This window comes from Robinsoniella sp. KNHs210, from assembly GCF_000686105.1.
Taxonomy (GTDB): Bacteria; Bacillota; Clostridia; order Lachnospirales; family Lachnospiraceae; genus Robinsoniella; species Robinsoniella peoriensis.
Map to the genome: position 1 here is coordinate 1968373 of NZ_JMLZ01000002.1, position 26996 is coordinate 1995368.

The 26996-nt window shown below is 40.1% G+C and carries 9 protein-coding genes; 2 read left to right on the forward strand and 7 right to left on the reverse strand.

Features of this window, described 5'->3' with window-relative positions:
* Positions 1 to 11: 11 nt before the first annotated feature.
* The 5 genes from CD03_RS36145 to CD03_RS0115650 form a co-directional block, all read right to left on the reverse strand.
* Positions 12 to 4862: an Ig-like domain-containing protein gene (locus tag CD03_RS36145; protein WP_052377824.1), complete on the reverse strand. Its 4851-nt coding sequence runs from the start codon at positions 4860 to 4862 to the stop codon at positions 12 to 14.
* Positions 4863 to 5461: 599 nt separating this feature from the next.
* Positions 5462 to 6568, reverse strand: a complete 1107-nt coding sequence (locus CD03_RS0115635; RefSeq protein WP_027294459.1) for a glycoside hydrolase family 172 protein — start codon at positions 6566 to 6568, stop codon at positions 5462 to 5464.
* A gap of 10 nt (positions 6569 to 6578) precedes the next feature.
* Positions 6579 to 7400, reverse strand: a complete 822-nt coding sequence (locus tag CD03_RS0115640; RefSeq protein ID WP_052377825.1) for a carbohydrate ABC transporter permease — start codon at positions 7398 to 7400, stop codon at positions 6579 to 6581.
* A gap of 11 nt (positions 7401 to 7411) precedes the next feature.
* On the reverse strand, positions 7412 to 8308 hold the full coding sequence (locus tag CD03_RS33665) for a carbohydrate ABC transporter permease (RefSeq protein WP_052377826.1): 897 nt from the start codon (positions 8306 to 8308) through the stop codon (positions 7412 to 7414).
* Between the two features lie 42 nt (positions 8309 to 8350).
* Entirely contained in the window at positions 8351 to 9724 is a 1374-nt protein-coding gene (locus tag CD03_RS0115650; protein ID WP_027294461.1) for an ABC transporter substrate-binding protein, read from the reverse strand.
* A gap of 209 nt (positions 9725 to 9933) precedes the next feature.
* Here CD03_RS0115650 and CD03_RS0115655 point away from each other — a divergent pair, with 209 nt between their 5' ends.
* A complete protein-coding gene (locus tag CD03_RS0115655; RefSeq protein ID WP_027294462.1) occupies positions 9934 to 11733 on the forward strand; it encodes a cache domain-containing sensor histidine kinase in 1800 nt (599 codons plus the stop codon).
* Positions 11730 to 13304 (forward strand): response regulator transcription factor, encoded by a 1575-nt coding sequence (locus CD03_RS0115660; RefSeq protein WP_027294463.1) that lies wholly within the window; start codon positions 11730 to 11732, stop codon positions 13302 to 13304. The genes CD03_RS0115655 and CD03_RS0115660 overlap by 4 nt, the downstream gene beginning before the upstream one ends.
* A gap of 100 nt (positions 13305 to 13404) precedes the next feature.
* On the opposite strand, the gene CD03_RS36150 is transcribed toward CD03_RS0115660, so the two are convergent.
* Positions 13405 to 20001, reverse strand: coding sequence for an NPCBM/NEW2 domain-containing protein (locus tag CD03_RS36150; protein ID WP_052377827.1), 6597 nt, complete (start codon positions 19999 to 20001; stop codon positions 13405 to 13407).
* A gap of 103 nt (positions 20002 to 20104) precedes the next feature.
* Positions 20105 to 26989, reverse strand: a complete 6885-nt coding sequence (locus tag CD03_RS0115670) for a chitobiase/beta-hexosaminidase C-terminal domain-containing protein (protein WP_027294464.1) — start codon at positions 26987 to 26989, stop codon at positions 20105 to 20107.
* Positions 26990 to 26996: the final 7 nt, after the last annotated feature.

Sequence of the window (26996 nt, forward strand, 5' to 3'; positions counted from 1 at the left end):
TTTATTAATCATTATTTTACTCTCACATTAAAGACCTTGCTGTACGGACCATACACCAACTTCTTATTCACTGTTTTATACGCACGTATCCTTACATAATATTTCTTTTTGCTTTTCAACTTTTTAATAGTGCAGCTTGTCTTTGCTCCACCGGCTTTTTTAATATCTGCATTCTTAAATTTAGAATTTAAAGCGTACTGCAGTTCATATCCAGTCACACCGCTAACCTTAGTCCAGACAGCTTTGAATGCCTTTTTCCCATTATTCTTCACAGATTTAAGTGTCACCTTTTTTACAGTTACTCTCTGGCTGTTAATTGTTTTTTGTGCATCTGCATTGGCCTTCTCTGCTTCTGCCCTGGCTTTTTCTGCTGCCTTCTGAGCATTTTCCGCTTTTATCCTTGCTGCTTCTGCTGCTTTAAGAGCCTGTTCTGCTGCTGCACGATCTGCTCCTGATTTTTTTGATTCCTCTTCTGCCGCTTTTTTAGCTGCTTCTGCCGCTTCTTTTGCCGCTTCCGCTGCCTGACGCTCTGCTTCTGCCGCTTCTTTTGCCGTTTCTGCTGCCTGACGCTCTGCTTCTGCCGCTTTTTTTGTTGCTTCTGCTGCTATACATTCTTCACCAGCTTTGATTCTTGCGGTCTCCGCTGCCTGACGTTCTGCTTCCGCCTGTTCCATTGCGGTTTCGGCAGCAATTCTATCAGTTTCCGCCTGCTTCTGTGCTGCTTCTGCTTTTTTCATTGCGGTTTCCGCCTGCTGCATTTTTATGTCTGCCTGGGCTGCATTTTGTTCCGCCTGCTCCATGGCTAGCTCCGCTGCGTTCTGAGCTTTTTCTGCTGCTAACTGTGCTGCTTCTGCTGCCTCTGCTTTTTCTTTCGCTTTCTGTTCTGCTTCTTTCGCAGCTGCGCTATCTGCACCTGCTTGGTTTTTTGCTTCTTCAGCCTGTTTACTTGCTTCTTCTGCCTCTATCTTCGCTTTTTCTGCTTCTTTAAGCTGCTTTTCTGACTCAATCTTTGCCATCTCAGCCTGATCTTTTGCTGCTATAGCCTGATCCCTTGCTTCTTTAGCCTCTGCTTCCGCTGTTTTTGCTTCTTGTTTAGCTTTTTCCGCTTCTGCTTTTGCTGTTTCTGCTGCATCTCTATCCTGCTGGGCCTGCTGCCTTGCTTCCTCTGCCTGCTTCTTAGCCTCTTCTGCCTGTGCCTGAGCTTTTTCTGCCTGGGCAACCATTTCCTCCAGCAATTCTTCCCATGTTAAATCTGATATTTTTTTCAAATCCTTAACTGCTGTTTCGAGCATTTCTGCAGCTTCTGCCACTTCCTCTTCACCCGCATCATCGGCTTCAAGTATCTTCCCGGCATTGATCAACGCTATACTGAAAACATCCCAGGAACCAGAAGTATAATCTTTTTCTATCAACTCTTTGTATTTATTATAAGCATCTTTCAAGTCTGTTTTATCAGCTATTTTCTTCCACTGTGCATACAGTACCATATTTGAGCCGACTTCTAATTCACTGGCCGGAAGATATACAGCTCCGCATCCATCCATTTGCGTATTCCAACCAATGAACGTATAACCGGTTCTGCTGAATCCGTCTCCTTCCGCTATTGTCACCTTTGTTCCTTCTTCTTTAATAATTGGTTCGGGAACAGTACCTTCTCCGCCATTCAGGTCATAGCTTACCGTATATATCTCCAGAGGGTATGGTATTTTAAACAGAAACAATGGCTGGCTTTCTACTTTTATACCATCCTTTATAGCGGTAAAAATCACAGTATAACTTCCCGGTTCGGTATAACCGCTGACATCAATCATCTCTGTCTGAAAATCGCGCTGATACACAAACCCATTCATTCTTGCTCTTCCACCACTGCTCTGAACAGGTTCCATTCCAGTCTGGCCTTCTACCTCATCAGAAGCGATCGCCTCATTATCCCTGTAAATTGTATACTCACCGGCTACTTCGTAATCCTTCAAATCATCCATGGTACCGGAAATCACCGTCTGTGTTAACACAAAGGTTTTTCCTCCATCTCTTACCCCTGCAACATTGGCAGCTGTACCAGTCAGTGGAAATGCCTTTGTAATGCTGAATTTATCCAGATCTGAGCACCATCCCTTACTGTTATACAATTTCAGTTCGTTAGTTCCTGCCTTGAGTTCCAGAGTAGTTGATGCAGGCTCCTGCTCAGGATTGTCAAAATTTCCCGAAATGGTTCCCTGCAGCACTAAAAACTTGGAGCTTACTCCTCCATCCGAAGTTACATATACGCTGCGGGATGCTCCGCCCGCTACCAGTCCCGTATCCTGTGTGTCTACATTATTCTGTGCATAATACAGACCGAAGTTATACAAACCTGCTTCCGGAACATCTACATCCATTAGCAGAAAGTTATTAGTGGCACTGTTTCCAATATTTCCAGTTCCTGCTTTGTTTGAAAATGCACTTTTATTCGTTTTTGCCTTTGTACCATTCAATGTATGGCCTTTGGAAAGTTCAGTCTCATATGATGCATCTTCAAGAGCTCCATATACGATACACTGTGCAGCATATTCCTCTTTCCCATTCACCTGTGCCAGAATGGTAGTACAGCCGTTACCTACCACTGTCACTATGCCTTCTGCATTTACTGTAGCAATTGTCTCGTCCAAGCTCTTCCAGTTTATAGTTGCATCATCTTCCGCATTTGTAATTTCTGCGTGCAAGCGGGTAGTTTTTCCCGGCAGCATGCTCACCACATTCCGATCCAATGTTACTCCTATAACATCACCATATTCAATGTTTCTGGGTGTAACACGTACCACACACTCCCCAAAAACAGCCTCCGAGGCGGTGCTTGTACAACGGATCCTTGTCTCACCCAGGCTAATGCCGGTTACCATTCCATTGTCCACGCTAGCAACATCCTGATTACTGCTGCTCCACACAACATTCCGGTTCCCTGCATATTCCGGTTCCAAAGATGCATATAGAAGGATCTGGGTTCCCATATTAATTTCTATATCGCTTTCTGACAAAATAATCTGCTCAATATTACCATTAAAATCATAAACCTTAACCGTACAAGAGGCCGTCAAATTTGGATCTGAACTGCTTGCAGCAGTGATTACCGCTGTGCCGGTACCTATTGCTGTAACCATCCCCTCTTTACTTACATCTGCTACATCAATATCTGATGATGACCAGTTTACCGTAATATCCTCTTCATTTTCAGCAAAAACCTCTGCTGTCAGCTGATAGTTTCCCAATCCTCCATTGATGCTCAGCTCCAGTTGGCTTTCATTGAGTGAAATATAATCTGTACGGCTAAGCCTAAGAACACGACAGGCATGTGCCGGAAGTTCTTCACTCCACCTTTCCACAGCCTCCCCAACGACTTTATTTTCCCAAAGATCCAGCGCCTGATAAGCACCTTCAAGACCCAGATCTTCCTTCAGATCAATGGAACGCACTTCCGGTGTATCTTCTCTGTTAAACAGCCCTACAATCCAATCACCATTTTCTGCCTGACCTGTCCAGATTTGGGTTTTCTGATCATATGTCTGGTCTTTTAGATCATATTTCCCCCTTGTGTACACATCCTGTTTTTTATACTCTTTAAGCGGCTTTGCAAAAAAGCCTTCTTTAACCAAATTGATGAAGTTCCAATTCTTAAAAGCCCACGGCTTAACCTGATTCTGAGCATTACCCACTGTATTCTCAACCGTGTCACTCATCTGAATACCGCTGCCATTCAATACCTTCAGTGCAATCGAAAATTTTGTTTCATCCACGGTCAGTTGATTGGTTCTGGTGTGATCTCCATCCAATATTACTTCACCGGCTTTTGGACCTCCTGCAACTCTTTCCGAAAAATAATTATACGCATCAAAACCATTTTTACAGGTATCCCATTCGCTTCTCTGAACTGTTCCTCTATTCTCTGAACAAAGTCTCGCCCATCCATTTGTGTCTGCAGAAATTCTGTTCATATCGGCATATTCCGTTTCTGCACCCATATAATCTACTTGTCTAGCATTTGCAAAAGAAATAATAAAATCATCTCCAGCAGCCTCTCTCCACCATCGGTAAACCTTTTCCATGGCCTCCTGACCGTAGAAATAATGCCCCTGACGAATAAAGTCAATTTTCATAAAACCATACCCCATATCTTTGAAGTACTTAATCATGCCCTGCATGTATTCTTTTGCTCCTTCTTTGTTGGGATCTACATAATACCAACTCTGGAATTCAGCCAGATCATCGCCCTTTCTTCCCTCACTGGTGCCAATTGGACTTGTACCAGTATTGATAATATCCCGTAGCGGGATATTGGTCCCGGCAACTACAGGATTAATATTATTCGGCTCACCGTCTTCATTTACGTCATTTACAGTTCTTTTATATACCCACATTGGATTATAGTATACACCTGGTGTTATCCCTCTATCCAGACAGTACTTTGCAAAACTTTCGTAAGTTGCACCTGACTTTTCCCACTCTTTATATGGTGTAATCAGATATCCGTTTTTATTATATAAATAAGAACCATAAGGAGCAGTTGATCCGTCATCTTTCTGAGCAAGCCATCCATCCAAAACCGCATAATTGTATCCATACTGCAGCCATTCCTTCGAAAGCCAGTCAATATTTTGTGTTATCCGATCATAATATCGTTGATTTCCCGAATACTGGATCGTACTCCAAACCATTGGTGCCTGTTTATTCTTCTCAACCCATGTAGTCAGATGCGGTAATTCCTCTGTACTGCCCGTCTCAGATGCTGCAGACACATCAAATGCCGGTGCAGCTGCCAGTATAACTGCCAGAATTAACGCCAATACTTTTTTTCCTCTTCTCTCCCCAAAAATCTTAATCCTCTTCAAAGCACCATCCTCCTTTATTCATTTCCTGTTTTCATTACCTTTTTTCAGTTCCTGTTTCCGCTTCAACCTCTGATTTCCCTCCTATCCTTTTTCTCCCATTCAAACCGGCATATCTCTCGATAATATTTTTCTGCCAGAACAATCAATCCATTACCTGCGGCTTGACTTCGGTAATACTTTGCCAGTTAAATAGACCATATTGATCTATGAGTTACTTCAATTATATGGCAAACCACACAAAATTCTCAATGTAAAATTCAAAATACTATGGTAATATTCGAAATTCTAAAGACTTCTCTGGTTTCTCTTCTCTTTATTCTGAGATCACGATGAAAAGGGACGATTTGTAGATGGAGATGGTGCACGGAAAGATGGTTTTACTGCAGGGTGTAATCCCCTGAGCTGTCCCCTTCTCTTTCCGAACGCTACATCGATCTACAAAGCGTCCCTTTCTTAGCTAAACCCAAATTTAAGATAACATTATTCGTTGTAGTAGCTCGTTTATTACTCTACATATCTCTTACTTTTGATGCATCCTATTCTCCTGTCCGTGTATTAATATTATTGTTTGCTCCATAAAGGCGATGCTCTCCTCTTTTCTAGATTACCCGTATTTCTTCCTTATCCGGTAAAGTACATGTTCTAAGAGCTGGATGATCCTCATACCAAAATGCAACCACTGCAAAATCATCTCTTCGTGCCAAATAGGTTTCTCCGGTTTCTGCCCATCCTAAATCCTGGATTGTGATCCTTAAATCTTTCGAAAATCGAATCGGGTCCATGATATGCCATCTGTACATAGAAAATCTTTGCTGATGGTTGTATAAACCATCAGACTGTAAAATCTGGTGCATTCCCATAAAAGGTGTGGTATAAGTTTGATATTTTCCATCTACTTCCCAGTCATAAGAACCCCCAAAATAATCTTCTGTACCCGTGCCACAAATAGTGGGAAACTCCTTATCTCCATCAATATAAAATTTTAATTCTCCTTCTCCCCACCAGTTTCCGGCACCGTTCAGGCCTACAAACAGAGCCGTACCTACATATTTTCCCTTCCCAGATACACCATCTAATATGGTAAATTCTTCTTTGTACTCTACCGGGCATTTTTGCCTGTACTGTGCATGAAAATAACCTGCATTTTCCGGTACCCTTTTAAGACAATAATTTATTTGATAATAACAAATATATGCTTTTGAACTTCTATTTTCAATGGTCACTTTACAGTGTTTTTTGAAAGGCATCGTCCAAAAACAGTTTAGTCCCTTGTTTGGATTAACTGCCACGGGAATGGAACTAATCTGGCTAAAGGGCCCTTTGAACGGATCGCTATTATCTGTCTGCCACCCATATGCAAAAAATTCCGGGAGGGGACATTCTACACCAGGCTTCGTTTCGTTATCCCAATATATTCTTAATATGTAATTTCTGGATATATTCCCTCCAAACCACATACTTTCCACCTGGCCTTCGCCTTCAATATCTGCTAATATATATTCCACATTTGGGGAGATTTCATAATAAGGGGAGATTTTCCATCCCCTTCCTAAATGCCTGGCCGCTTTTTTTGCAGCACCATCTGTTGACTTCCCTCCTCCTTCTTTTTCCCCACTGGGGTTTTCTGCACAAATAGACCTGCTGCTTTCTCCATCACTTAAAATCATTAATGACTCTAACCCACCTTGCATCATTTCGTCACACATAAAAAATCCTCTACCCTTTCATACCGCTTGTTTTAATTCCATCCACAATATAACTTTGAAAATAGGAAAATAATAAGAAAATAGGAACTGATGCCACTACCGTCCCCGCAAAAGTCAGATTCCATAAAGTCTGTCTCTCCGCTCTGAATCCTGCAATGGCTACCTGAACCAATCTAAGTTCCTCACTGGTCGTTACAATTAACGGCCATAAATAATTATTCCAATTAAAAATAAAATACGAGGTCCCAAGCGTCATTAAAATGGGCTTACACAAAGGCAGTAAAACCTTATAAAAAATCTGAAAATGAGAGGCGCCATCTATAAATGCAGATTCGTCTAAATCTCTTGGTATTGTTATAAAAAACTGTCTTAATAGATATACCCCATACCCATTAGCTGCAACAGGTATAATAATTCCCCACAACGAATTGGTAAGATGAAGGCTTTTTGTAACCAAAAATAGAGGAATCATTAAAACTGAAAATGGGATCATCATAGTACTAAGCACCAGAATAAACATGACATTCTTTCCTCTGAAATGCAGTCTGGAAAAGGCATATGCAGAAGTAGACTGCATAAATAAAGACAGCATTGTCGTGATAACTGCAACAAACAGAGAATTTCCAATATTCTTTAAAAAATGATACTCTGTAAAAATTTTTAGGTAACCATCAAAAGATATAGCACTTGGAATTAAATTAACACTAAATATTTCCGTATCCGGCTTTACTGAAGTTACCAGCATAACAATAACAGGAAATATAAAAAATAAACCTATGATAATGCCAAGTGTTGTAAATAAAATTTGTGATTTTTTCACTTTATGTTTCATTTTCATTCACCCTAACTTTCTTGTGCCGACATTACTTTTAACTGTATAAGTGATAAAATCATCAAAACAATAAATAAGATAAAAGCCTGTGCTGATGCATATCCCAGCTTATTTTGCTCAAATGCTTGTTGGAATATATTATAAACAGTTGTCGTGGTAGAACTATTTGGACCCCCGCTGGTTAAAATCTTTATCTGGTCAAAGACCTGAAAAGAATTAATTGTAGACAAGACCAAAACAAATGACGTGGCATTTTTTAACTGTGGTAATGTGATTTTTATAAACTTTTGAAACGCATTGGCTCCATCAATGCTGGCAGCTTCATAATAATCTTTCGGTATGTCTTTGATGGCTGCTAACATAATAATCATATTATAACCAACATTAATCCATACGCTCGTAACTGCAATACATGTAAGTGCTTGTTTGGGATCTCCTAAAAAAGCCTGACTTGGTAATCCAACTATACGCAAAATCTGATTAATATACCCGTTAAGGGGATCAAAAAGAAATCCCCATAAAAGACCGGATATTACAGCAGATACACAATACGGAAAAAAAATGACTGTTCTGACTACTTGCTGCATTTTATTTGTAATAGCATGAACCAGGGTGGCAAATAAAATTGATAGAAAAAATATTGCCGGTACATACATTAATGCATATTTTAATGTAACTAATAAAGATTTTAAAAACGAAGTATCTCTAAACAATTTCAGGTAATTTTTAATTCCTAAAAACTTCATTTCCGTTAATCCATTCCAGGAATGAAAACTAATATAAAAGGCAAAAATAATAGGTATGAACACGAAGATTATTAAACCTAATGTATTCGGCAATAACATCAGCCATGCGGTTTTTTCTTCTTTTTTATACAAGGAATTTATTTTCTTCTTTGAAGCATGCATATAAAACCTCTTTTCTAAAATAGATATGGCCGTTGAATATTTTTAAATTAAATCATCATAATCATCCAAAAATTCCTGTAGTTTCTGATGTGCCTCTTTTGCTGCTGTTTTCCCATCACTGGTATACATAGACTGTTGAATCATATCCTGTAAGATTTTATATACTTCTGCTGGTGCTCGAAGTTCCGGTTTTTCATGACCGAAAATCTCTTCTGTAAACACAGCGCGCAGCCCATTCTTATACACATCCGATGCTTCTTTTAATACGGAATCTCTTGTAGGATAGCAAAAAGAAACTTTTGTGCACCATTCAACCGGTATCTCGGTATCTTGTGCAAATGCCCATGTAATTAGTTTTGCTGCCGTTTCTGCCTTCTTACTCTGTGCATTTACAACCATAGACCATCCGCCAGCGGCACTGGATACTTCGTCGCCTGCTTTTTGTACCGGATAAGGAACGACTCCAATATTACTGTCCGGATAATCTTCTTCGATACTGGAAATTGCCCATGTCCCACAAATCTGCATAGCCGTTTCTCCATCACATAAGATACCAATCTCATCTGCATTTCTAGATGGTTTAATATTTAAAGCTCCTGAAGACATCAAATCAGTATAGACCTGTAATGAATCTGCAACTCCTTGAGTATCTAACAAAGATTTCTTTGCTGAGATATCCATAACATCAGCCCCGGTGGACCATAAAAGCGGGAGCCAGTCAAAAACAACAGAACTATCATCTGCAACACGCATAGTTAAACCTGCTCTTGTTTGTGTCGTTAATTGTTTTGCGTCTGCAATCATCTCTTCCCATGTTGTTGGTGGCTTAAGTCCTGCCTGTTCAAATACATCTTTATCATAATACAGTGCTAATAGCTCCCCTTGCGTTGGAATTGCGTATACCTGATTATCAAATGTTACTCCCTCTATATAGGAAGGGGTAAAATCTTTTCGCATATCCTCTGTTAAATAATCATCCAAAGGCATTGCAATACCCGCTGAAACATATCTTGCAATTTGTGGTGGGCAAGTAGTGAAAATGTCAGGTCCATCTCCTGCTGCAAAAGCAGTTGTAAGTTTTGTGCCAATGTAATCGTCCCATGCTACTTCTGTGTAGTTAACAACAACATTTTCACCTGTTGCTTCAGAATATTTTTCCCCAAGTTCACGCAATACCTGTGCTTGCGGGTCTGAATGATGAGACCATACTTCCAATACAATTGGCTCTTCTTTTGTACCTTGATCTGCAGATTTTTCTGTGGATTTTTCAGTACTTTTTGATGATGTCTCTCCACTTTTTGGCGTATTAGCAGATGAATCTTCCGAAGTGGCAGCTCCTCCACATGCACTAAGTACAGTCATAACCATCATTCCACTTAACAATACACTGGTTATTTTTTTCATTTTCCTTTTCATTTAAAATCCTCCTAATAATTTATTGTTATATTATTTTCTAATAATTAGATTGTATCATTACAAATTTCATATATATATTCTAAATATCTCACAATAGGTGGACATTTTTCATATACCTCTATCAAACTTAACACTTCTATGATATAATTTCAACGAATACTAAGGAAAACAACACTCAAAATCATATATAAGATTGGAGGAAAATACAGTTGAAAAAGCATTTTAAATCTTTCTACTGCTCTATCTCTATTAAGTTAGCACTTTTCTTTTTAATTTTAGTGGTTTTTCCCCTTGCTTTGGTAGCGAATCGCATTTCTACTACTTCACTAAGGACCTTAAGGCAAGAACAAATGAACAGTGACGCTCATGTTTTATCATTTATTTCCCGTGGTATCGAATATCGCCTGGGACAAATTGATGAAACGCAGAAAACACTTTATGACAATGTGAACCTTATGAACTGCTTTTTAAAGATACCCACGGCGCTTACTAATCTTGAAATGCAGTCTATTCAAGGCTCTTTGAGAAGATATGTTCTGGATAACCCATTTACAAACTCTATATTTATTTTTCTTGACAACGGTCAGGTCATCAGTAGCACCGGTACCAAATCCTATTCATTTTCATCGTTGTATCAAGATTTTTTCAAAAGACAAGCTTATATAAAAGATCTTGTTGACGAGAAGAATGGGCGCTGCATATGGGTTCCATCCTTTACTTTACAAGCATCAGCCGGTAATAAAAGTTCTTCGTTATCACAACAAAATTTTTCCCTTGTCCGAGTCTTCAAAAATACGGCTCATAAATTTGAAAAGATCGGCTATCTTGTCCAAAATATAGACGTGAGCTTTATTGAAGATTGTTTTGATAATGCAACACCTAATAATATTAAACTTTTAATCAGCGATGGAGCCGATACCGTTGTATGGTCAAATAACTCAGACTGGATTGCCCGGTCACTATCAAAAAGTTCAGAATTAACAAGTATTACCTCTTATTCTGACCCGGATTCCAAATATTTGGTAAATGGAATCGAGTATTACATCACACAGGTTCCATCCAACTATAATCAGTGGATTTATTACATGTTAACACCCTGCCAGGTGCTCTCTGAAAAGATGGCCCCACTAAAATTATTTTCAAAGATTGTATGGATTGTGTGTTTCGCTGTATTAATTATCGGTATCTTTTTTTTCTATATACTGATTACAAAACCACTGAAACACATAATTGTCCGTATGAATACTCTGCAATCTGACTCGTTTATTGAAAAAACTCCTTATTATTTGCATAATGATGAAATTGGTACTTTATATCGAAGTTTTCTTAGCATGGAAAAACGAATCAATCTTCTAATGAAACAAAAGACTAATTTTCATAAACAAAAATTGAATCAGGAAATATTAACCATGCAAGCACAATTAAAACCTCATTTTCTTTATAATACTCTAGATACCATTAATTGGATAGCAATAGAAGCAGGTTCAGAGGATATACAAAAAATGATACAAGCTCTATCCCAAATCATGCGCTACAGTGTAAGTAAAAAATATACTTATGTAACTTATGCGGATGAAATCGCTATGATTAAAAACTACGTATTTTTACAGAAATGCCGTTTTGGAAATAAGTTTAACGTTGAATACAAGATAGATCCAGATGTATTAAATAAACATACAGAACGGTTAATCATACAACCTTTAGTAGAAAATGCAATTAATCACGGTTTTTCAAAATTACAATCCGGTGGCTTCATATTAATTTCTATTTATGTGCAAGACAGCTTTATTATTATCAGCGTAGGTGATAATGGTTGTGGTATTAATTCCACTCAAATTGCTAATATTATGACTGGAAAAACTCAGGGAATCGCTTTGTATAATACAAACCAATTTATAAAATTAAAATACGGTTCACAGTATGGTATTAAAATTACATCTGTACCAAAGGAGGGTACTAATGTATGTATATTACTTCCAAAAGCAGATGAGGAGGTCCCGTTAAAATGATCGATAAGAAAAAGTATTTCAGTATGGTAATTGTGGATGATGAAGAACACATACGAAATGGATTGGAAAAATTGGTATTAAAAAATTATCCTAACTGGTTCATTGTAGGGAGTGCATCTTGTTTTGAAGAGGCCCTAGCCTTATTAAAGACTTCCCCTGTTGATCTACTAATAACCGATATTAAAATGCCGGGAAACGACGGCTTACAGCTTATCGAGGAGATCCGACAAACCTTACCTCTTCTTGAGGTTATCATTATCAGTGGTCATGATGATTTTCAGTATACAAAAAGAGCGATGCATAACAAAATTTCACACTATTTACTTAAGCCTATTAGTATAAACGAATTTGCATCCACTCTTAAACAAATAGAGCGTTCATTGGATGCAAAGTCAAATCAAGACATCCTAACTGAAAATCACAAAATTGAATATGTAAATTCATTGATCAATCAAATATTAAACAGCGACGTGGATATCGAGGAACAGATTATAGAATTTTTTCCTAATATAAAACACTCTTATCGCCTTTTGTGTATTGATATGGATCTTAAGAATTTACTGTCAGATAGCACCTTTACTGAAGAGGGTGATTATATTGTGGAAATGAGGAATACCTTAAAATATTTTAGTAATGAATATTTTAAAAATACATTAGTATTTTTTAGGAATAAATCCTTATGGTGTTTTCTGATTAGTTGTGATGAAACATACAATATTTATCAATTTGCAAACAATTTAATACTTTTGTTAAAACAAAAATTTTCTATTATTGCCTCCGCTGGAATTAGTAATCCTTCTAATGAAGAAAATAGGTTATCCAAATGCTTTTGGCAATCTTATATTGCCTCCAAAAAAAAGTTGACCGATTCCTCTGTCATATGTTGTGAATATTCCAGTTCCATCTTCACTGAAACAATATTTTCAGACGAAAGATTAGAACAGAAACTAATTAATGCATTACATTCATGTAATGTCGGGACTGCTCTTACCTACTTTGATGTGTGGTTCGATGGTTTAATTAAGTACAATCCTAATATATTTTCTATTACTAAAAGTATTCAATATTTTACTTATTGCCTGATGCGCTGTCTGGAATCAGAATCAGGAATTGATAACACCTTTTCTTCCATGTTTAATTTCGTACAAGATTTGCAGCATATATATAGTTCTTCTGAGCTACAGGATTCCCTTCGGGAATTAATTCTTTACACTAACTTTCTCTTTGAAATCATTGCCAGTAAAAAGCAAAGCCGAATAGTTGGTTTTGTAACACAATATATAAATGAAAATTATACTTTAGACTTGTCTCTAAATGACCTTGCAGACTTAGCCAATATCAATGCCAATTACTTAAGCACTCATTTTAAAACAGAGACAGGAATGTCAGTGGTAGAATATATTACCTTTACACGGCTGGAAAAAGCAAAAGAAATGTTACAAAAAACAAATCTAAAAATAGTTGATATTGCAAATCTGGCTGGGTATCACGATGTGAAATACTTTATGCGTATTTTTAAAAATAAGATTGGAATTACACCTAATGATTACCGTAAATATGTTAATAATTAAAAAATGTCCCCAGCTCCTGATCATCAGGACTGGGGACTGATTCATTTCTATTAATGCAGCTTTCCTATTATTGGGCTGGCTATTTCCCTCCCCGCTTCTTTTATTTTAATTTAATAGAACCCGGCTGACCTTTGCCTTTGAAGATCTTATTATAATCCTTTACCTTCTTATTCGGTACATCAATAACCGCTTTTGAAGAAATTCCTTTCAGACACTGGCTTCCCGCCTTTTTGAGTTTGGATGATTTTAATATTATTTTCTGTAAGGACTTATCACCATAGAAAGATTTCTTTCCGAGGGTTCTTAATCCACTGCCTATGGTGATCTTTGTAAGCTTCGTACATTTATAGAATACTGCATCTCCAATTGTTTCAACATATTTTCCAACAGAAACCGTTTTTAATTTTGAATTTCCCTTGAAAGCATTTTTACTGATTGAAGTTACCTTAAATGTATAACCATTTAATTTTATCGTATCCGGTATTTTTACGGACGTTAATGTTTTCCTGGATGGTTTTACCAGAGCTACCGTTTTATTTCCAGCGGATGATTTAGTTACTTTATAGATTAGGCTTCCCACTTTATGCGTGGAATTTTTGGCTGGTATAACCGGTTTTACAACTAAACTTCCCATAGAATCCTTTACTGCTTTTACTGCATTATCCACAGCTGCCTGCAGTTCTTTAACAGGATTAGCCGCCGCAAGGGCTTTTGCTACCATCACAGTATTATCAAGGATATTTAAAGAGTCTTCTGTGTATTTAGTACGGTTTATACCAGATGCTGCTGCAAGTACAGTATGCAGCTTCGATACATCTGCATATTCAGGCTTAACTTCCTTCTGTACTACTTTCAGGCCGCAGATAGCATCCAGAAGATTTTTAATTACCTCATTGATTGCTTTTTGGTCTGTCTTATCTGCCTGCTCTGCTGCTGCAAGGGCTTTCACCACTCTATCAAAGGATTCTTCAGTATACCTGGATTTATCCAATGATTTCGCCGCCTTTATCGTTTCTACAAGTACTTCTGTATTTACCGGCTGATAATACAGCAGTTTTTGCTGAGCTCTTTCAAGCGCTGTATATGCTTCTTTTACTTCTGTTTCTCCTGCGTCAGCAGCTTCTTTTTCCAATAATACCATTATATCATTAAGAATCTGTTTTACAGGTGCATAAATCTCCTTTGGATACTGCGCTTCCATCTTTCTACAGAGTTCAGCCAACACTTTTAATTCTGATACTTTTGAAATCTCTGCCCGTTTTGTCAGACCTTTCACGGAATTCTGAAGTTCTTCTGCCGCTCTGTCTACATCTTCCTGCACTGCGTCCGGACTTTCGTTTAATTTTGCAGCCTTTTCCAATGCCGTATAGAATATTTCCCAGCTGCTTTTCGTTGTATTTTCCTGCTGATATTCTATTAATGCATTTTCTGACGCCTGTATTGCGTCTTTTAAAAGGGTCTTATCAACAGGGATCTTCCCTGCTTCTGCAATTACGGTCTCATCTGGTAAAATATCTATTACTGCATAACTAACCGTAACTCCGTTTATTTTTTTCTGTTTAGCGTCTGTTTTTGTACCTTTATAGTTTATATAAGGATAATCACCATAAAATCTGGCTTCCCAGCTTAAAGTTGCGTCTCCATGATTTGTTAAAGTTGTTTTTGTATGCCCATCATGCCTTACGTCCAGCAAGTGGTTCCCCATACGAATATCTGTAACATCTACATAATTCATATCTTCTGTGAGATGAGATGCGGTAACAACTTCATGCTTGCCTGCATCCGGTTCAATCCCCATGATTCCTTCTATTGTCTGAGATACAAAAGTAAATGATATCTCCGGATAATCACCGTTAGTTCCCTGTACGGGGCGTTCATGAGGATTATCCTTTATACCCGCTATGTATTTCATCCATTTCCATGCCTCTTCATTGCGGTTATATGGAAAATAGGTTTCAGGTATATAGGTATAAGCTTCAATATTCTTTGGTGCATCCGGAGCATTTTTATCTCCGATTCCATTTCCCAGTTTCTTTGATATGAAGTCCAGATAAGCATCATTTCTTTCCCCTGGCTCCGTTATCAGCTTCATAGGCATAAACCAGCTATTTTCTTTACCAAAATCATAAAGTTTTGTTCCTTCCTGGGTGATGACTCTGGCATAATTTCCATTTGGATCGTTGGGATTCACACTCCATTCTTTGTTAAAATAATCTTTTAGTTTCTGAGCCTTTTCATACCATGCCGCTGCTTCAGTTATCTCTCCCCTTGCATCCAGGATTCCTGCATAAGCCAGAGTTGCCTGATACTGGGCGCCAATAGCATCTCCAGCTTCGACTGGATGCTCACCTCTTTCATTATAAGTACAGGATCCGCTCCAGATACTCCCATACCCCTCTGCAACACCGTTAGGAACCTGGTCATCATGCAGTTCAATATATTTTGTCATAACATTTGTGTAAAACCGGAACATATCTTCATCATTCACATATCGATCGTCGCCGGTCCACAAATACTGTTCATACGCTTTCTCCACCAGTTCAAACTGTGCCGGAACCTCTCTTACAAAGTTTGTGTCTGATCGATAATCAATGGTATAAGGGCTTCCGTCAAAATTAAATGCCCACAAGGTATAATATTTTCTTGCCTCGGTAGAACCCTGGGCAAAGGTTTTAAACATATTAAAGTTTTCATTTCTAAGGCCTGCCAGTTGTCCTCCGGTAGCCTGATGGCAAAAGTCTCTTCCATAGTAAGCTGTTCTGTCATAATAGCCAGCCCAATAAGATGGAGCATATTCCACTGGTCCGCTGCCTGGCCTGTCTGCTGCTTTATTTACAAGGCCGCTTTGTCCTGTCATTACAAACTGGTCAACTTTATGGCTTGCCCAATAAAAATTATCTTCCAGAATCTTGTTATCAGACTTCAGTATTGCCTTTTGCTCTTTTTCAGTCACAAACAAGGTCCACTCCTTTGTTTCTCCCGCCAGATTACTCACTGTAATGACAACAGGCTCATGAGCATCAATGATGTCCCCTGCATGGATGCTTCCCTGCGTTCTGGGAGTATAATCTGCCTCTTTGACGGTAAGCGCTGACAGATCTGTTCCATAAGGTACCTTTATGGATATAGTTTGCTGCTCATTATCCAACACTGTATGATTCACCTGCTCTTTCAGGGAAAATCCGGTTACATTGCATTTCGCATAATTTAATCCCTGATCGTTAAGCGTAAGTCTGGCATCCGCTATATCCGTCCAATCATTGGTATTTTTACCATCTGGGGTCAAAACAACTATTCTAAGCTTTTGTACTGTATTTCCTAGTGCTAAATTAATCTCTTCCGGTTTCGCATTCGTTCCCATTACTGCGCTTTCAAATGCAGGAACCGTGTTATCATTTAGAAATACCTGGAACTGTACTCTTCCAAGGTTGGTATTGGTAACTCTTAAATCGTCTATTCCCACTATTGCATGAAAGAAATCGTATTTTCCATCCAGTTCATACATTAGCTCTGCCGGCGCATGTGCCCCCAGTCCTTTGCTGTATTCCACACCGTCCAATTTCAACGTTCCGGAATTATTCACGGTTTTATCAATACCAAGCGAACCATATCCTACCTTGACCGATGCAGGCGTCAAATCCGACAGATACTCAAATTTCTCTTCCCCGGTTGCTTCCAGATCGGTTCCCGCCGGAACAATTGATACGGCTTCATCCGCTGACAATGTTAATGTGAGGCTTCCGTCCACAACAGGTACATTCATATATATTTGCTGTACATCGCTTAGGTTTATTCTGTATATATCCACTGCCTGAATATCTTCATATCCCTGGGGAAGTTTCCAGGCCCTGTCCGTATATCCTGTCTTACTGTAGGCAAACAACTCTGGATAGCGTTCTTCATTCCAAAGAGCCGGCATGAAAATATCTGTATTATCCCTGAGTACGGCATCCTTCTGGGTAATATGCAGAGAATTATCCGTCTCCTGCCAGCTGGTTACCTCATTGGAAAGTGTTGCTGTCTTGCTTTTAGAATCGTAATTGAAACGTTCCAGCCTGTTCAGGAAATAGAACGGTACTGTTTTTAATGCAAAGTCTTCCATAAATCCTTTTAATGTTATTTTGTCAGCCTTAATAATTCCCTCTGCAGCCATGTTTTCTCCAAATACCGCCAGTCCGCGGTCCCCGCCGCAATACAGCGATGGAGGTATTTGCAGATATTCTGCATTACTGAGTGTAGAAAAGTGCCATGCCATTGGCTGAAGCCCAATAAATTTGTCTTTACGGTAACTGCTGACGAATTCACTGGTTACATCTACACCTTTTTCTTTCCAGTAAGCAAATATTTTTCTCTGCGTCTCTTCCTCTACAGTCGTTGTATAACCATATTTAGCCTCATGATAAGGGCTGATCGCTTCATTGGTGTATCCAGGAATAATGGTATGAAATGCATCAATATGTATTGTTCCTGCTTCTTTTAATGGCGGCAGAAGATCGAATAATTCATCAATTCTCCTCTGGGTAAGTCCCGCATTCCATTCAGCAGTATAACTAATAGGATATCCCCATACATAAGACTTTAAGGTTCCATCCGCATTTCTTGCAATCACGTCCTTTTCCAGATATTCATCCCAGAGAGGGCTTTGTTCTGATGCATCCAGCATGTTAATATGAAGGCTCACCGTTGTATTATACTTTTTTGCTTCCTCCATAAGCCAGATCAGGCTGTCCCTTGCACTTTCATCCTCTTCCCGTTTGAGTTTTTCATTCACTTTTGCAAAAGAAGGATATCCTGAATCATGCCCCTCATACTGCCACCCCACCAGATAGATGATTTTAGGAATGTCTCTTGTCATGTTATCTATATTTTTGATGATACCAAGCGCTTCATCCAAATTTACTTTAATACTTCCGTTCTGTCCGAGAAACATCTTCATAACCATCGATTGATGGTAGTCCCGGTAAAATGGCCGTACTGTAATATTTACTTTACTTTTTAATATCTGCTCTCCTGCCTGAACCTGTGCCGTTACTTCAGCAATCCCTCCGTTTAAAGGTGTGACTGTGCCATCCTCACTTACGCTTGCCACAGTCACATCACCGCTTTTATATAAGCTTTGGACTTTATATGTTACTGTTGAGCCTTCCGGCAATGCTGTGAGTTCTCCTTTTTGATCATATACCCTCAGGCTAAGCTTTGCTGTTTCATCCGGACTTTTTAATGGATTTAACTCTTTTTTGTCTGCCAGAACTTCAATCTTACTGAGCAATTCTTCGGTTTGGCGGGAAAATGAAATGGTATAAATTTTTTCCCTTGTACCATCCGTGACTTTTATTACTGCATTTCCCGGTATAGAATCTGCCTGTTGGATTTCTACGGATAAACCTTCTGCCGCCTTTGCATCAACAACCGGAATAGGGGCATCCCTGTCCAGTTTTACCTCGTACTGCGTATTGGAAGGAAGGAATCCATCCAGGGTTTTTCCATCCAGGGTTATTTCATTCGCTTCCACTGCCGTTTCCGACTGTATCCTGTCCAGCCTTGCATCTCCCCAGTTTACCAGTACTTCTCCCTGTGAACTACTCGTAATACAAAGTTCCAGGGATACAATCCCGCTCACTGGTCCTCCTATAATCTGGTTTCGGTTTTCTTCATTTAAGACACCTTCGGTAATGGTATCTTTTCCACCTGATTCATTGTATCCATAGACTGTAAAGACAGTCTCAGCCGGTGCAGAAACATCATCAAAACCAATATCTGCCCGAAAATACTCATAGACGCCGCCCAGATCATAGGTTACGGACGCATCTGATTTCATGCCAAGGCCTTTTTTATAAACCTGTCCTCCCACTGTGATTGCGTTACCATTAAAATTAGTATCCTGTGATGTGGCATTTCCCGTAAATGCAGAATTACCAAGATCACTTAAATATACAGCATTATTTTCCGGATCCTCTGTTCCGTCTGATTTTGTAAGCCGCGCAAATGCCCAGTTTACGGCGTCGCTCTGATTTGTTGGATTTGTTCCGCCCATTCCGGTTTCTCCGGCATCCGAAACCCATAATTTTAAATACTGGTAATCCTGTACGGATACCTGTACTTCCCGTGGAACATAATAAGGTCTTTCTTCTCCCTTATCGGAAGAATATACGATGCCGCTGCCCCAAAGTTCTTCATACTGGCTGGAATCATCTGTAGTTTTGCTTCCCAGCAATTTGAACTCTACGGAAGATGGCCTGTTTTTATTTGTCAGGGCATATACCTCAAACGCCGGAGTTACCTTAAACTCTTTATATTCTCCGTTCAGGGCATATACAATCTCAGAAGCCGCCGCAGTACCTATACCCTTATCCACCTTTGCAGTAGTATCCAGCGAAATAAGAGTATTATAGTCATAAATCCTGGCATTTACATCATAGGAGATATACATTCCCACATTATTTCCGTCAAATCTGTAATCCTTTTTTGGCTTTTTAGCATTCGCCGGTACCTTATCCTGATCGCCATACATGGGCGTCGTATCTGTACGTGTGCCCGCATATGCCCATTCCCAATCCAGGTCGCTTAAAAACACTTCATTTTGAGATGGAATATTTTCGCCCTCCTCTGCCAAAGCTGGCATAGGAATCGCTGTTAAAAATAATACCGAAGCCATAACCCCGGCCAATACTGCATGTTTTCTTTTTCTTTCTCCCATATTTTTCTCCTTAAATAAACACCCTCAGAATCATTGCTGCATTTATATATGGTTCAGAGGGTGTTTCAAATTGCTCTCTCACAGCTGGCTACAATGAAGGCATCTATTTAATTCTTACAGTACCGGGCTGCCCCTTACCTGCGAAAAGCTTTTTATAAGCACTCACCTTTTTACCCGGCACATCTATCACCGCATTTTTGCGGATTCCTTTCAGGCACTGGCTGTCTGCTTTTCTAAGAATTGATGATTTGACAACTATAGATTTTAATGCTTTATCACCATAAAATGCTTTCTTCCCGATTACCTTTAGGCCACTGCCAATAGTAACCCCCGAAAGTTTTGTACATTTATAAAATGCACTGCTTCCAATAGTCCCTACATATTTTCCAATTGTAACTTTCTTTAATTTTGCATTTCCTTTGAATGCTTTGCTGCCTACTGCCGTTACTTTAAAAGTGAATCCATTTATTTTGACTGTATCCGGTATCTTAATTGTAGTCAGTGTCTTTTTTGTTGGTTTCAGTACAGTGACGGTGCCATTCTTTGCTGCGGATTTCGTAACACCGTATACCAAATTACCAACTGTATGTTTAGAGTTCTTCACTGGTACAACCGGTTTTTTCACCAGGCTAAGTATGGATTCTTTCACCGCTTTTATTGCAGTGTCCACCAGGGACTGCAATTCTTTTACCGGTTTTGCTGCTGAAAGTGATTTTGCTATTTCTACAGTACTGTCCATGGATTTCAGTGATAATGCCGTATACTGGCTTCGGTTTATCGTCGCTGCCTGCCTAATTACCGCATTTAGCACAGTAAGATCTGCATATTCCTTTTTAATCTCCGTTTCCTTTTCTTCCAGAGCGCAAATAGCATCCATCAAAACTGTCACTGCCTGGTCAATTGCCTTTTGATCTGACATATCTGCCTTTTCAGCTTTGGATAGTGCATCCATCACCTTTTTATACGACTCTTTCGTATATTTAGACGAATCCAGAGCTTTTGCCGCCTGGAGCATCTCTTCTAAAACTTCTGTATTCACAGGCTTATACTGTAACAGCTCTTTTTGTGCGGATTCTAATAATGCACAGGCTTCTTCCAGTACTGTTTCTCCAATTTCCCTCTCATCTTCCTGCAGTAATTCCTGTATCTGCCCTAACAATATTTTCATTGGCTGGTAAATATCTGACGGATACTGTACCTCCATCTTTTTGCAAAGTTCTGCCAAAGCCCGAAGATCATATACCTTTGTCAATTCTGCTCTTTTTACTATGCCCGCTATTGCAGCCAAAAGCTCCTCTGCCGCTGTGTCCACAGTCTCCTGCTCTGCATTTGGATCACGCTTTACTGCTCTTGCCGCTTCCAGCGCTTTTTCATACGCTTTCCAACTGCTGGCAGTTGTATTGTCTACAGAATATTCTTTTTCCACTCTTGCGGCTTCTTCCAGCGCTTCTTTTAGAGTGGTTTTATCAGCAATATCTTTTCTATACTGAATACGGGCATTAACCCAGTTAACAGCATCACTTTCATTTGTAGGATTTGTTCCTCCGCTGCCTGTCTCTGATGCATCGGATACCCATAATTTCATGTATTTATATCCACTGATATTCACTTCAATATCCTGAGGTACAAAATAAGGTCTGGCGCTGCCGCCCTTATCCGCGGTATAGGCAATGCTGCTGACATACAGTTCTTCATAGTTTTCTGACTTATCTGTGGTTTTGCTGCCCAGAACTTTAAACTGTACCGAAGACGGACGGTTTTTATTTGTTAATACGCTGGCATCAAATCCAATCGTAGAATAGAATATTTCACTATTATCCGGAAGTTCATACACAATTTCCGAACATGCCGCCGTACCAATTCCTTTATCAGCTGCTTTTGTATCCTCACTGGCAGCAATCGTATTCCAATCATAAATACCTTTCTGGGCACTGTAGCTCAAATGCATCACTGTTGTTGGCGACCAGGATGCACTTTCACTATACCTCCGGTCTTTCTTGGGAATACTGTACTTGCCCTGCATCTTATCTTCATCGCCAAACATTGGGGTATTATCAGAACGGGTTCCGGCATATGCCCATTTCCAGTCCATGTCACTAAGGTAAAAACTGTCCCCTTCGTCCTGTGGTTCTTCTATTACATAGGAAAATACTGATATGGTACTGTCTTTATATCCTTCCTTTACTGCAATTGCTTTTAAGGACATGGATTTTTCTATTTTAACCGGTGCTTTATACTGCAGAGATTCTTTTGTTGGCAGGGTTCCATCTATGGTATAATAAATGTCTGCACCCATGGTAGAAGTAGACAGCGTTGCTTCCTGCACTCCTTTATATGTACCATCTTTTAGGGATGAATCAGGAGCCTGTACCTGTTTTTCTACCTCTGCTCCCTCTTCCCCAATAGCATACTCAAAAACTCTTACAGGGCCATCTATCATGCCATCTTTATAAGAGATAGCCGTTACCTTTGTATTTTCTGTAATAAGCAGAGGGATATCTTCCCTGTAACAGGCAGTATAAAGTCTGGGTGTTCTGCCGCTTATCGTATATTTTACTACTGCACCCGGAGTCTCTGTTGCTAACTTCACTTCAAACGAATCCTTATAGATTCCAGGTTCAACACTTGCCGTAGCGGGCGCCGTCCGGTTTTCTACTGAATCCCCGATGATGAAGTTAAACCACCCATAATTGGAAGCCGTAAGTCCGTCTGCCGCCGCCATCACTTTCAGGTTTGTACTTTTGTTCAAAGTAAGAGCTCCATTATATTTTTTAGATCCGGTACCCGGATTGCTGCCATCTGTAGTATAATAAATGACTGCATTTGGTGTCCTGGTTTTTAGTTCAATCGTAACCGGTTCCTGATAAATTCCACCCATGCCTGCTGCTCCGTTTACTTCCACGTATGGTGTCAATACCCGCTTTGTCTGATCTGTAAACCGATAGGTAAAAGTACGTACCTCACTGGCTGCGTTCCCTTTACAGGCTATTGCTTTCACCGTTATATCGCTGTTCAGGGTTAATGGAGACGAGGTGTTATAATGTATGGAAGTCTTTGATTCCCTGGAAGGTTCAGTTCCATCAATTGTAAAATATATTTCTGCATCCAGCGTATCCGTAGTCAGATAAACTGCCTGGGTAGAAGTATAGTGATCGGGCTGGGAAATTGCACGTACCGGGCTGATTCCGGCATTCTTAATCTGATAGTCCAATGTAATAACATCACTGGTAATCATGCCGTCTTTCATAGCAACTGCCTTTATAACCTTGCTGTCTGATACAAGTATCGGCGCCGGATTCGTACTGTTTTCACTGTAATACAAAGAAGTTTCACAGGGAGTACTGCCATCAATAGTATAAAAAATATCCGCATCACTTGAATCCGTATGTAATGACACTTCTATAGGTCCATCGTAACTACCGCTCTCTTTGTCTGCTGTAACCCTCTCAATCTTTTTCAGACTTCCTTCAACGTGCACATTACATACTGCCTGGATATTTCCATCTACTGTTGTACCTGTAATCAATGCATTCCCTTCTGTTTTTCCAGTCACAATTGCACTGTTAGAGACTTCAGCCACCTGAGGGTTACTGCTTTCCCAGCGGATTCCTTTATCTGTGGCATCATATGGGAGAATCTGAGCATGAAGTTTTTTCCGGTCTCCTGCTTGTAAAGTAAGCCTGTTTTCTTCGATGAGCAGCTCTTCTGCCGTTTTATATGTTCTGGAAACATCTGTGCCTGCAGGTACTACTGAATAACCTTTTCCTGCTCCTAATGACAATGTAATGCTGCCTGATGAAATATCTACATTTTTAAGTGCTGCCTGGGTCAAGCCCTCTTTTGTTATCTGATACACATCAGCATGGGAAACCTCTTTCCATGCCTTTGGAAATTCCCAGGTTCTGTCTGTATATCCGTTTTTACTGTACGCGATCACTTCCGGATAGTCACAATTCCAAAGTGCAGGTATAAAATAGTCTGTTCCCTCTGAAAGTACCTTATTATCTTCTTTAATTACGATTCCTTTTGCTGTGTTCTCAGACGTTACTCCATCCGAAAACTGTACCCTCGTTGCCGATGCCGATATACGGTCAAAGCTGTTCAAATACTGCCAGGGCAGTGTAGTAGTGGCAAAATCGGCAAGCCATCCATCTGCACTTTTTCCCGGTTGGAGATTGCCTTCCGGTGTATGGGATGTACCGAATAGCTCTGATCCGCCGTCGCCTCCGGTATACAGCGATGCAGGTATGGACATATTCCAGTCGGTATCTGCTTTTCGGAAATGCCATGCCATCGCCTGGAGTCCGATAAAAGCTTCATTGCCTGACACATCGCTGGGGCGATAGCTGTCTACAAATTCTGATGTAAGGTCTAATCCCAGAGTCCTCCAGTACTGGAACATTTTACGCATACTTTCAATATCGGTGGAACGGCTGTATCCATACTTATCCTGGGCATACTGGCTCATTGGTTCAGCCACACCGAATCCTGTGGTAGACTGGGGTACTACAATATGAAAAGCATCTGAATGTATGGTATGCCCTTCTGCCAGCGTGGGATATGTCTCAATCAGGCGCTCCATTCTGCGCTGCATGGTTCCAAGCTCCCAGTCACGGGTATAAGAAATAACGCCGCCTTCCCCGTATACTGTCTGACCGCCATCTTTTCTGCGGCCCAGAATATCTTTTGCATAATACTCATCATAGAGGGGGCTGTCAGTATAAGTGGTGCTCATATTCAGATGGAAACTAACTGTAGTATTATATTTTTTCGCCTCCTGCATAAAATAGGCAAGGCTTTCCTTTGCGGTCATTCCCGGTATCTTCAGATATTCATCCACCTCATCCCAGGATGGATATCCGGTGTCATGGCCATCTGACTGCCAGCCAACCAGGTATACGACTTTGGGAATCCCTCTGGTCATGTTATCATATTCTTTTATCACATCCAAAGCCTGACCGAAATTCATATTTACCGCATTGTTTCGTGCCATCATATGTAAATCCATTTTCATAACCAATGTTTTACTGTAATCAATCCAAAACGGTGTAACTGCAAAGTTTACATCCTTTGTCAAAATTCGTTCCCCGGCTTTTACAGATACCGTAACTTTACCGGTACCGCCATTCCACGCTTCTTCCATTCCTTCCTTAACATAATTTTCATTTTTCAGCGGTGTTACAACACCGTTTTCATCAATGGCTGCAATTTCCACACCTCCGCTGGAACGAAGCGTCATAATTTCATATGCCACCTCGATCTGAGGATCCTGTTCCGTAAATACTTCGCCGGTACCCATATTTGCTTTTACCGATATCTTTCCAACCTGGCCGCGGTTTTTTACCGGGTTAATATTGGAGTGATCAATAGATACATCAATACTTTCCAGCCCTTCATCCCGGAGTTTAAATGCAATCTTATATTCGGTTGTATTCTCTCCTTTTGTGACTGTTATAACGGTTGTACCAGGAATTTTTTTCGCATCCGTTACTTCAACTTTCGCTTCACTATCCTGGGCAGTTGCTGCCACAACCGGTACTTTCGATGTTCCTGCATTAAGGGCCACCTCATAATTCATGATATTATCTGTAAAGCCGTCTAACTCCTTACCGTCTACTGTAATACCTGCAAGCAGTGTTCCGCTGGGTTCTCCGCGCAAAGCCATTGCATCTCCCCAGGCTCCAAATACATTACCTTCCTGGCCTTCTTCCCCTGTCATGCTAAGTTCCAGTGTCCGAACCTTCTCTACATTGATTTCTGTTATCACATCATGCCAGCCCTGATCATCCAGGTTAATGGACATTGTATGTCTGACAACACCGTCACACTTTATCACAAAAGTACCTTTGATATATGGATCACTCATCAAAGCATCAATTAAGCCATAGCTGGTACGGAATTTTACATATTGTCCATCCAGATTATAGGTTACTGCGGAGTCCCCTTTCATTCCGATTCCTTTGCGGTATATGCTGCCAAGCATTTGTATTTCATTACCTGCTGCATCCGTGTCCCGGCTTATTTTATTTCCGGTATTCCCGGCATAATCCAGATCACTTAGGAAATCCACATCCTGTATCACAAAATAAACCTGATAAGTAAGGAATCCGCTGTCATTCGATACTTTTATCTCCGCCAATCCGGGAACATGCTCTGCCTGGGTTATTTCAATCTGTGTCCCTTCGCAAGCCAGAGCGGATACTTCCGGAGGAATTAAATCTTCCAGATGTTCCAGATCTTCTGCTGCTACTTCCTGCACATAACGGAAAACAGCAGGATCAAACCCATCAATGGTGCTATCTCCTACTTTCAGCTCCGTAAGAAATAATGTTTCGTCTATTTTGGCATATAGTTTCGAATCCGCCCAGTCCGTCCAACAGCTGGTATTACTCTCTTCTAACAAAACTGTTTCTAATTTTAACTCCTTAACACCAATTACATTTATCTCATAGGCTTCCGGAACAAAGTTATTTGCCGCAATCCCCATTACCTTACTTTCCCAGAGTAAAGCCCCGTCACCGAGAATCCTGAACTGGCAAGGCGCTGTATTTTTATTTGCCACCTTATCCTTATCAATGCCTGCTATACCTGTAAAACGACTGTATTGCCCATCCAGGTTATAGACCACCTCAGAAGCTGCATGCGTGCCAAGACCGCGCCCGTAAACCGTCCCGTCATTAAAGTTCAACGTTCCACCATTTACATCTTTATCTTTTTGTACTGTCTTCCATCCGGAAACCGCACTTACCCAGTCTAGATCCGTGAGGAAAATATAGGGATCTTCTTCCGCCGCCAGGTCTGCTAAATGTTCTTTTGTATCCTCTGAATCCGGAATCTCTGTTTTATTATTCTCAACTTCACTTTCCAAAATATTTTCCTCTGTGGCCAGTTCCGTTTCCTGCGCATTAACAGGAATTTGTAAATTACTGAAAGCAACCGCAAATGCCAGCGTAAATGCCATTATCCTGCGTAAACTTTTTCTCTCCATAGAATTC